The sequence below is a fragment of the Candidatus Electronema sp. TJ genome (assembly GCF_048287355.1).
In the GTDB taxonomy this organism is placed as follows: Bacteria; Desulfobacterota; Desulfobulbia; order Desulfobulbales; family Desulfobulbaceae; genus Electronema.
In genome coordinates this window covers 1-9,898 of the sequence record NZ_JBLWEP010000091.1, presented here as the reverse complement: position 1 = coordinate 9,898, position 9,898 = coordinate 1, and the positions used below count along the sequence as shown (strand labels likewise).

General features: G+C 59.0%; 7 protein-coding genes and 1 pseudogene. 3 read left to right on the top strand and 5 right to left on the bottom strand.

Annotated elements, in window-relative coordinates:
- Positions 1 to 455: pseudogene (locus ACNKID_RS07870) on the top strand (hypothetical protein); the annotation flags it as partial.
- A 129-nt stretch (positions 456 to 584) separates the two neighbouring features.
- On the opposite strand, the gene glnA reads toward ACNKID_RS07870, so the two are convergent.
- From glnA to vapB, 5 genes are all read right to left on the bottom strand, one after another.
- Positions 585 to 1,913, bottom strand: coding sequence for a type I glutamate--ammonia ligase (glnA, locus tag ACNKID_RS07865; RefSeq protein WP_417912891.1), 1,329 nt, complete (start codon positions 1,911 to 1,913; stop codon positions 585 to 587).
- Between the two features lie 89 nt (positions 1,914 to 2,002).
- Positions 2,003 to 4,558: a [protein-PII] uridylyltransferase gene (gene glnD / locus ACNKID_RS07860; protein WP_417912890.1), complete on the bottom strand. Its 2,556-nt coding sequence runs from the start codon at positions 4,556 to 4,558 to the stop codon at positions 2,003 to 2,005.
- A 301-nt stretch (positions 4,559 to 4,859) separates the two neighbouring features.
- Entirely contained in the window at positions 4,860 to 6,704 is a 1,845-nt protein-coding gene (gene edd, locus ACNKID_RS07855; protein WP_417912889.1) for a phosphogluconate dehydratase, read from the bottom strand.
- Positions 6,701 to 7,114 (bottom strand): type II toxin-antitoxin system tRNA(fMet)-specific endonuclease VapC, encoded by a 414-nt coding sequence (vapC, locus tag ACNKID_RS07850; protein WP_417912888.1) that lies wholly within the window; start codon positions 7,112 to 7,114, stop codon positions 6,701 to 6,703. The genes edd and vapC overlap by 4 nt, the downstream gene beginning before the upstream one ends.
- Positions 7,114 to 7,347: a type II toxin-antitoxin system VapB family antitoxin gene (gene vapB / locus ACNKID_RS07845; RefSeq protein WP_417912887.1), complete on the bottom strand. Its 234-nt coding sequence runs from the start codon at positions 7,345 to 7,347 to the stop codon at positions 7,114 to 7,116. Before vapB ends, vapC begins: the two co-directional genes overlap by 1 nt.
- Positions 7,348 to 7,529: 182 nt before the next feature.
- Between vapB and ACNKID_RS07840 the strand changes: the two genes are divergently transcribed.
- Positions 7,530 to 8,756, top strand: a complete 1,227-nt coding sequence (locus ACNKID_RS07840; RefSeq protein ID WP_417912886.1) for a tetratricopeptide repeat protein — start codon at positions 7,530 to 7,532, stop codon at positions 8,754 to 8,756.
- 380 nt (positions 8,757 to 9,136) lie between these two features.
- On the top strand, positions 9,137 to 9,817 hold the full coding sequence (locus ACNKID_RS07835) for a fibronectin type III domain-containing protein (protein ID WP_417912885.1): 681 nt from the start codon (positions 9,137 to 9,139) through the stop codon (positions 9,815 to 9,817).
- Positions 9,818 to 9,898 lie beyond the last annotated feature (81 nt).

Sequence of the window (9,898 nt, the reverse complement as noted above, 5' to 3'; positions counted from 1 at the left end):
GCCTGCCTGATGCGATGCAAGGAGCTGACCTTATGATCTTCGATGAGCTTATCCAAGGCTTGGGCAACGTGATCTATAATGGCTGCCTGCCCTCAAGGATGCACGACCTGCTTGCAGGCGAGCTGATCAAGGCCCGGCTGATGAAGGCCTCGCGCCGCTTTGACGAGGCCCTTGAGGTGGTCAACAGCACGCTCCGCAGACTGCCCAACCAGCCTGAGGCTCTGTTCCTGAAGGCCCAGATTCTCTGCGAAGGCTACTGCAAATACATAGAGGCGACACGGTGCTTGAAGAAAGTCATCCGCATGGAGGAGCTGCCGGACGAGACCATCCGCACATGGTCGCGGACGCTGCTGGAGGAGATTGCCGAACAGAGGCGGAAGCGGAGCTTGCAGACAGAGCGCACCGCTTCAAGCGCAAGGCGGACAAACAGCGGCGGGGAATCAGGGAACGGCTGAGATTGCCAAGGAAAAGGCGGGCAGGATGCTGAACTTGGCTGGCTCGGTTAGCATGTCAGAGGCGCGGCGGACTGAACAGAAGAAAGGCGGCTCACTGCCGCAGGCCGCCTTTCTTCTTGCAGCCGCTGCTTAGTAGTTGTTCAGGTACTTCTTCAGCTCCCAGTCGGTGACGGCGAGGCGGTAGTCATCCCACTCGGCCTCTTTGTTCTCAATGTAGCGGTCGAAGATGTGGTCGCCAAGGGACTGGCGGGCCAGCGGGTTGACCTTCAGGGCCTCGATGGCCTCCTTCAGGCTGCCCGGCAGGCTCTTGATGCCCGCAGCTTCTTTCTCGGCGCAGGTCATCTCGAAGATGTCATGGTTGACTGGTGGCGGGGCTTGGAGGTTGTTTTTGATGCCGTCCAGACCGGAGTTGAGCATCATGGCGAAGGCCAAGTACGGGTTGCAAGCGGGATCCGGGCAGCGCACCTCGGTGCGGGTGCCGAGACCGCGCGAAGCCGGAATGCGGATCATGGCCGAGCGGTTGGAGGCGGACCAAGCCACATACACCGGGGCCTCGTAGCCGGGAACAAGCCGCTTGTAGGAGTTCACCAGCGGGTTGGTGACAGCGGCGAAGCCGTAGGCGTTCTTGCAGATGCCGGCGATGTACTTGTAGGCAACTTCAGACAATTGCAGCGGGCCGTTCGGATCAAAGAAGGCGTTGGTGCCGTCAGCGTTGAACAGCGACTGGTTGGTGTGCATACCGGAGCCGTTGATGCCGAAGACCGGCTTGGGCATGAAGGTGGCGTGCAGGCCGTACTCGGCGGCGATGGAGCGGACAACCCATTTGAAGGTGATGGTGTTGTCGGCGGCGGTCAGTGCGTCGGAGTATTTGAAGTTGACCTCATGCTGCCCTTCGGCAACCTCATGATGCGAAGCCTCGATCTCGAAGCCCATTGCCTCCAAGGTCTCGATGATCTCGCGGCGGCAGTTTATGCCGCAGTCATCCGGCTCAACATCGAAATAGCCGGCCACGTCGCTGGTCTTGGTGGTGGCGCGGCCTTCCTCATCCTTCTCGAAGAGGAAGAACTCGGCCTCGGTGCCCACGTTCATGGTGTAGCCCATGGCCTTGGCCTCGGCCAGCACGCGCTTCAGGTTGTTGCGCGGGCAGCCGACGAACGGGGTGCCGTCCGGCATGTAGACATCGCAGATGATGCGGGCGGCGTTGGTGCCGTTCTGGTTCCGCCATGGCAGGACGGTGAAGGTGTTGTAGTCCGGCTTCAAGTACATGTCGGACTCGTTGATGCGGACAAAGCCGTCAATCGAGGAGCCGTCAAACATCATCTTGCCGTCCAATGCCTTTTCAATCTGGCTCCGGGGCACGGCGATATTCTTCATGAAGCCGAGAATGTCAACGAACTGGAGCCGGAAGAAGTGAACATTCTGCTCCTCAATAATTTGCATGATCTCTTCGCGGGTCATCTCTGATGTCTCCTTGATGCGTGATGAATGAAATCCGGCTTGCCGGATGAAATAACGTCATTTATGTAGGGGCGAAAAATTTTTCGCCCCTACGAATTGCCCAGAATATGCAGCAGCGCATGGCGAATCTCCGCCAGCAGGGCTGCGTCTTCAATCTTGCGGCGGTCTTCGCCGGTCACGTAAAACACGTCAATCAGCTGCTCAACTTCCGTGGCGATTCTTGCCCGATGGATGCTCAGGCGGAAGTCGGACAAGGTTTGGGTGAGCTGGTACAGCGCACCTAAATGATCGCCGCCATATACTTCGATCACCGTGTATTGATCTGAAGTGCTGTTATCAATGATCACTTCAGTGCGCAGCCGCTGGATGGCGGGCTTGCGGCTCAGGCTCTCCAGCTTGCTGTGGAGCTGAAGGCCCACATCAAGCCGGTAATTCACCGCCCGGTTGAGATCGTCTTCCACAAGCTGCCAGTTCTGCTCGGCGAAGTCAACCGCCGCTGTCGGCTTGACATGCAGAACATCCACCACTGTGCCGTCTGGCCACGTAAAAATCTTCGCTGCCAGCACCGAAAGATTGTGCAGCGACAGGATGCCGCAGATTTTCGCCAACAGGCCGTGCCGGTCGCCGCAGAGAATGAGCAGCGGCCAAGAGCCGGGCTGCTCCTCCGGGAAGAGCAGCACTTTCTGCTGGAGCAAAGCGGCCTGATCGCGGTGCAGGCGCAGATGCCGCGCCACTTCCTCCGGGCTGAAGCTGGTCAGATAATCGGCAGGCAGCTCGGCCAAGGGCATTCTGATCTCCTCGCCCGGCTTGAACAGGGCGGCAATCTGCTCCCGCAGCCACGCCGCGCCTTCGGCTTCGCTCTTTTTGCTGCACAGCGCATCCTCCGCCGTGCAGCCCGCATCCAAGCAGGCCCGCACTTTGAGGAAGAGCTTGGCCAGCAAGTCCGCCTTCCAATCTGACCACGCCGAAGGGCCGGTGGCCTTGGAGTCGGCAATCGAGAGCAAATAAAGCATGGCCAGCATATCCGTGTCGCCGATCAGCCGGGCCGCCTCGCGGACAAAGGCGTGATCGCTCAGGTCCCGGCGCAGGGCGTTCTCCGGCAGATACAGATGCCAGCGGACAAGAAAGGCGAGCTTCTCCCGCTCGCGGCTGTTCAAGCCCATGCGCTGGCCGATGCCAAGAACTAATTCCGCGCCGAGCTGTGAATGGTCCGCATGCTGGCCTTTGCCGATGTCATGGAGCAGGGCGGCAAGACAGAGCAGCGGCGGCGCGGCAACAGCAGCCCACAGCTCCGGTTCGGCCTGACGGAGCTTGGCCAGCTCGGCAACAGTCTGGAGCTGATGGCGGTCCACCGTGTAAATATGATACAAATCATGCTGAGCCAGCGACTCCACCCCAAGAAACTCCGGGAGATAGGCGGTGAGCAAACCGGTCTCCAGCATGGTCTCCAGCGCAGGCAGCGGATTGTCTGTCAGCAGCAGGCCGATGAAGCTCTTGGCGATGCGCCTTGAGCTGCGGAAGGCCTCATCAACCAAATGCAGGCTGCGGCTGATCAGCTGCCGCGTCCGATGATGCGCGGGCAAACCGCTGCGTCCGGCCTGATAAAAAAGGCGCATGAGCAGCTGCGGCTGCTTGGCCAATGCCTCATCCGTCAGGGCAAGGCGGATACTGCCTGCCCGCGCCACAATCCCTTGCTCCAGCTCCAGCTCGCGGCTGTCCCTGCCGCTCAGGCCGAGATTCTCCTGCACCTGCTCGAAAAACAAATCGGTGGTCACAGCCACAGTTTGCAAGCAGCTGTAGACTTGGCGCATGAAATGCTCGACCGCCCGCATTCCCTGTTCGTCCTGGCAGCCGAAATCCGCTGCCATCTCTTCCTGATATTCAAAAAAGAGGCGGTCGTTCTTGCGGCGGCTGAGGCAATGCAAGCGGCAGCGGACGCGCGTCAGCATATCCTGCGCGGCGGCAAAGGCCAGCCGCTCATCCGGGCTGAGCATTCCGGCATCTTCCAAATCCGCCAGCCCGTTCAGGCCAAAGACCGCTTTGGCGATCCAGAACATGGCCTGCATGTCGCGCAGCCCGCCCCGCCCTTCCTTGATCTGCGGCTCCAGCAGATAGGCGTGGCTGCCGTGCTTCTGCCGCCGCTCGGCGCAGAGGCTGTTCATGGTGCGGACAAACTTGTCCCGGCAGCCCTCGATGTTTTTCTTTCGGTGCAGGGCCAGCAGCTCGTGAAACAGGCTCTCGGAACCGGCCAGCAGGCGGGCATCCAAGAGCGCGACCTGAAACAAATAATCTTCAGCCGCAAAGCTGACCGCGTCGCTCACTCCGCGCACGCTGTGGCCGACTTCAAAGCCTGCGTCCCAAAGCGGATACAGAATGGACTCAGCGGCCTCGCGCATCTTCTTTTCCGCTGCTTGGTCGTGGAGCAGAAGCAGATCAACGTCGGAATACGGATGCAGCTCGCGGCGGCCATAACCGCCCAAGGCGATCAGCGCGATGCCGCTGCCTGCGGCCCGCACCGCCTCGGCGGACAAAAAACGCTCGATGACAAAGGCATCCACCAAATCGGTCTGCCGGGCCAGCAGTTCCTGGCCGCCGAGGCCCTGCCGCCAGAGATCGGCGCAGACCTGATGCCGATCAGCAGGCATCTGCCCGCCTCCGCGCTGTGCTGAAGAGGATGCTCTTCATCGTGCCTTTGTCTGTATTTACAGAAATGCAACAAGAAAAGCTGCCATGATACCAAGGCAGCCATGCAAACACAAGCCGCATCTTGTCGAGCGGAAAAATGCCGATCCGCTGATGACCGCCGCTTTCCCTGCCGTCTTTGCAAGAAGCGTGCCTGTTTCCTGCGGAAGGCGCAATGCTTTGAATATGATGGAAGAGTTGCAAGAAAACCGCAGGAGGCGCAGCTGCTGTTTTTTACATTTTTGAAATTGCGGCAGCTGCTGGCTACAATAATGCAAGAACTGAACCGCCGCCAACCGCAGGCCGCTGCGCAAGCCCGCTCGCCCCTTCCTCAGCCCCGGCCAAGATGCGCCGCAGCGGCGCGAAAATTGCATGGCCCAGGCCGTCCGGCTCTGCTGGCGGCGCGGCAGGCGTTCGCTGGGCGAGCGCAGCCGCATCTGCTTTCAATTCCAGCAGGTTGTTCCGCGCATCCATGCAGATTATATCGCCGTCCTCCACCTTGGCGAGCAGCCCGCCAGCCAGCGCCTCCGGCGTGCAGTGAATAGCGAAAGGCACCTTGCCGGACGCGCCGGAAAGCCGTCCGTCCGTGACTAAACCAACCTGATAGCCCTGATCCATCAGAATAGAAAGAAAGGTGATCAGTTTGTGCAGCTCCGGCATTCCGTTCGCGCGCGGCCCTTGAAAACGGAGCACCGCGACCAGATCGCGCTGCATCCGTCCTTCTTGAAAAGCCTGCTCCAGCTCCTGCTGGCTGCTGAAGACCATGGCCGGAGCTTCGACAAAAGTATTTTCTCCCTCTGCCAAGGCGGAGATTTTCATAATCGCCCGGCCCAAATTGCCAGACAGCACCTTGATGCCGCTCACCGAGGCAAAGGGTTTGTCTAATGCGGCGACGATGGACAGATCGCGGCTCTGCTCCGGCCCTTGCTGCCAGATCGCCTTCTCTCCTGCCAGCGCAGGCTCTTCTGTATACCGGCTGAAGCCCGGCCCGGCCACAGTCCGCACATCCTCATGCAAAAAGCCGCCAGCCAGCAGCTCGCGGATGAGCAGAGCCATGCCGCCCGCCTGCTGGAAGGAATTGATGTCGCCGGAGCCGTTGGGATAAATGCGCACCAAAAGCGGTGCTGCGGCAGATAAATCGGCAAAATCATCCCAATTGATGCTGATGCCTGCGGCATTGGCGACAGCCACAAGGTGCATGGTCTCATTGGTCGAGCCGCCGGTTGCCAGCAAACCGATCATCGCGTTGACAATCGCTTTTTCGCTCACCACTTCCGCCAGCGGCGTGTATTCCGTGCCCAGATGGGTGAGCGCGGCAACACGGCGGGCGGCGGCTTTGGTCAGCGCGTCGCGCAGCGGAGTCTCGGCGTTGACAAAAGACGCGCCAGGCAGATGCAAGCCGAGCATTTCCGCCATCAGCTGATTGGAATTGGCCGTGCCGTAAAAGGTGCACGTGCCGGGGCTGTGATAGGCGCGCATTTCCGAAGCCAGCAGCTCGTCGTGCGTGGCCTCGCCTTTGGCGAAGCGTTCGCGCAGCTGATTCTTCTCGCGGTTGCCGATGCCGGAACGCATTGGTCCGGCAGGCACCAAGAGCATCGGCAGGTGGCCGTATTGCAGCCCGCCCATGAGCAAGCCGGGCACGATCTTGTCACAAACGCCGAGCAGCAATGCGCCGTCAAAGACGTTGTGCGAAAGGGCGATCACGACGGAGAGGGCGATCACGTCGCGGCTCATCAGGCTTACATCCATGCCCGGCTCGCCTTGGATGATGCCGTCGCACATCGCAGGCACGCCGCCCGCAAATTGGGCTGCGCCGCCCGCTTCAGCCACGGCCTGCCGGATCAGCTCAGGATAGCGGCCCAGCGGCTGATGCGCGGAGACAAGATCGTTGTAGGCGGAGATGATGCCGATGTTCGGCGTTTTTTCATCAAGCAGGGCAGGGCGGCAGGAAGGGCAGCCCGCCAAATCGTGGGCAAGATTGCTGCACGGCAGGGTTGCGCGGAAAGGCCCGCTGCCCTTGGCCGTCGCCATCCGCGCCAAATAGCTTTCCCGGCTGGCTCTGCTGCGCTCAACAATGCGCCGGGTGACATGCTGGACTGTTTTGTTCATGCGATTACGCCTTCTATCCAATTTTCCAAACGCAGCCCTGCCACCCGATCAAATTCGCGCAAGTTGTTGGTGACAAGCGTCAGCCCCTCGCTGCGGGCGTGTCCGGCAATATGCAGGTCATTCACGCCGATGGTTGCTCCTTTGCGTTCCAAATCAGCACGAATGTCACCATAATGCAGGGCCGCTTTTCTGCCGTAATCCAGCACCTCCAGCCGGGAGGCGAAATCCTCAACCTGCCGCATGTTGTGTTCCGGCCTGCTGCTTTTTTCCGCGCCGTGGATCAGCTCGGCAAAGGTGATGGAGCTGACGCACATTTGACCAGCATGACGATTGAATGTCTCCGCAACCTCCGGCGGCCGCCGTTTGATCACATAAATGACAATGTTGGTGTCAAGCATGTATTTCAGCATCAGAACACTTCCCTTTCCTGCTGCTCCTGCGCAGCGCGTTCGGTCATGAAGTCATCTGTGACTTTTTCCTCGGAAAAGAAGAAGCTATCCCATGTGTTTGCAACAGGCGACAGCACCCGGTCTTTCCCTGAGATGCGGACAACAACTTTTTTGACGTGATCTGGAAAACGAGTTTCCGCTGGCAGCCGGACAGCCTGCGTCCGGTTGCTGACAAAGATTGAGCCGGTGTGCATAACGAGCCTCCTTAGTGCTGTAGACAGCCAGTATATAGCACGAAACCGCAGCAAACAAGCTGATTCTTCATGCAGGCGGCCAGCGCAAGCGGCGCACGTCTGCTGTCTTTTTCCGCTTGACAATGCGGCGGCATCATGTGAAATTCTGCGGGCAAACAATTCAACGCCCAAGGAGGCTGCGCATGAACTACGCCTGGTTTGAAAAAATTGCTCCGCACCTTGCTGGCAGCCCGCTGGTGCTGATCGGCTTTATTTTGCTGCTCGCCTACGGGATTCACTGGCAGCTGATAAAATCCGGCCTGCTGTCGAAAGTGGACAAGAAAGACAGCGGCCTGATCATCCGGCTCTTTCTCCGCTACGGCTTCTGGCTGGCCTTGACCTTGCCGCTGGCGGAATTTAGCTTGGCGGCGGAGAAAACAGGCAGCCCGGCAAACAAAGCAGCGGCGGCAGCAGCCCGGAGCTTGTGCGCGTCGTCCAGCATGAATAATCCTAAAGAAGCCCTTGCCGCCTGCCAGAAAGCCGTGGATCTCGACCCGGACAATGCTGAAGGCTGGAATCAGCTTGGCAGTTTATTTCTTCGCACAGGCGAGCTTGTAGAGGCTGAAGCGGCATATCGCAAACTGCTGACCTTGGGCGGCACGAAAGAATGGCAGGCAAAAGCTGTCGGCAATCTGGGCATTGTGTATTCCATACGCGGCGACTTGACGCAGGCGGAGGAGATGCACAAAAAAGCTCTGGCACTCGATGAAGCCTTGGGCAGCAAGAAAGGCATGGCAAATCAGTACGGCAATCTGGGCATTGTGTATTCCATACGCGGCGACTTGACGCAGGCGGAGGAGATGCACAAAAAAGCTCTGGCACTCGATGAAGCCTTGGGCAGCAAGGAAGGCATGGCGGCGAATTACGGCAATCTAGGCTTGGTGTACGCAGCACGCGGGGACTTGGCGCAGGCAGAGGAGATGCACAGGAAAGCTCTGGCACTTCATGAAGCCTTGGGCAGCAAAGAAGGCATGGCGATAAATTACGGCAATCTGGGCAATGTGTATGCAACACGCGGGGACTTGGCGCAGGCGGAGGAAATGCACAGGAAGGCTCTGGCTATGAATGAAGCCGTGGGCAGCAAGGAGGGCATGGCGCGGGATTACGGCAATCTGGGCAATGTCTATGAAACGCGCGGGAACTTGGCGAAAGCGGAGGAGATGCTCAGGAAAGCTCTGGCATTGTACGAGGCCTTGGGCAGCAAGGAAGGAATGGCGGTGAATTATGGCAATATAGGCAATGTGTATAAAAAACGCGGCGAGCTGGACAAGGCGGAAGAGCTGTGGAAAAAAAGCCTGCGTCTGTTTAAGGAAATTGGACATCCAAACGCCAAAAACGTGCAGGAATGGCTGGATGATTTAGGCAAATAGTCCAGCTCTCTTCTTTCACCCGCAGCAGCAATTCCCCTCTCTGACCACCAGCGTAACGCCAAATTCTCCGCGTCATCCCGCCAGAAAACGCCTCGCCGCATTCCGCATCGCCTTGATGCGCTCAGAATTGCCTCGCTGCGTAACGCGGCGGCCCGCTGCGGAGATTTTCGCCGCGTTGATCAGCGCAGCGCGATGATGCCAAGCTCTTTGCCATGCAGAGCTGCGCATCATGCCGCTGCGCGCAGCATCTTCCTGCTGATTCAGCCTCTGCCGCAATGCGTTTCTCGGCATGAAAATGCGCGGCGCGGCATTCCGTTTCATTCCGCAGCGGCAAAAAACATCTTGCATTATTTCAGGAAGCGGCGTATCGTGGAAGTGCTGTGCGCGGCAGCGGGCTGGCCGCTGCGGTGTCGCAGATGAACAGCGGACATATCAAAGGAGGCTGGATCATGGCAGAGTTCCCGAAAACAGAAGAAGGCATCATACAGCTGGCGCAAACGATGATCAGCGGCATGACGGCAAATCCTGATTATTCTGCGCCGCCAGTGTCGGTCGCGCAGCTGCAGGCACTTCTGGATGAGTTTGTCAGCGCAGGACATGCGCAAGTTGCGGCCTATGCTGCGGCGGAGCAGTCCACGCAGACCAAGCGCACCACAAAAGATGCCCTTGTCGCTGGAATGCGCGCGGATTTGAACTATGCCGAATATGCCGTGAACGGCGATGACGCGAAGCTGAATATGATTGGCTGGAGCGGACGGATGCCGCCTTCGCCGATTCCCGCGCCCGGCCAGCCGCTGAATTTTCAGGTGATCGGGCAAAGTCCGGGAACCGTGCGCCTGCGCTGGAAGCGTTCCGCTGCTGACGGCGGCACCGCTGCTTATTTTGTCATCAAACGGCTGGGACGAAACGAAGGCGATGAATGGACACCCGTGCACACGCAGACCGGCGTTGAGGCGGAGCTGACCAATCAAGAGCGCGGCAAAGAGCTGGAATATTGCGTCACCGCTGTCAACAGATCAGGCGAAAGCCTGCCGAGCAACAGCGTGATGGTGGTGCTGTAATTTTTTTTTTGCAGGGGCGGAAAATAGTTCGCCCCTTGTATTATGAGATTGGGATGGATTAGCATAGCTCATCCCGATGGA

What these genes read in the sequence shown, in the direction of transcription:
- glnA (WP_417912891.1), bottom strand. Translation starts at nt 1,913, where the DNA reads ATGACCCGCGAAGAGATCATGCAAATTATTGAGGAGCAGAATGTTCAC.
- glnD (WP_417912890.1), bottom strand. Translation starts at nt 4,558, where the DNA reads ATGCCTGCTGATCGGCATCAGGTCTGCGCCGATCTCTGGCGGCAGGGC.
- edd (WP_417912889.1), bottom strand. Translation starts at nt 6,704, where the DNA reads ATGAACAAAACAGTCCAGCATGTCACCCGGCGCATTGTTGAGCGCAGC.
- vapC (WP_417912888.1), bottom strand. Translation starts at nt 7,114, where the DNA reads ATGCTGAAATACATGCTTGACACCAACATTGTCATTTATGTGATCAAA.
- vapB (WP_417912887.1), bottom strand. Translation starts at nt 7,347, where the DNA reads ATGCACACCGGCTCAATCTTTGTCAGCAACCGGACGCAGGCTGTCCGG.
- ACNKID_RS07840 (WP_417912886.1), top strand. Translation starts at nt 7,530, where the DNA reads ATGAACTACGCCTGGTTTGAAAAAATTGCTCCGCACCTTGCTGGCAGC.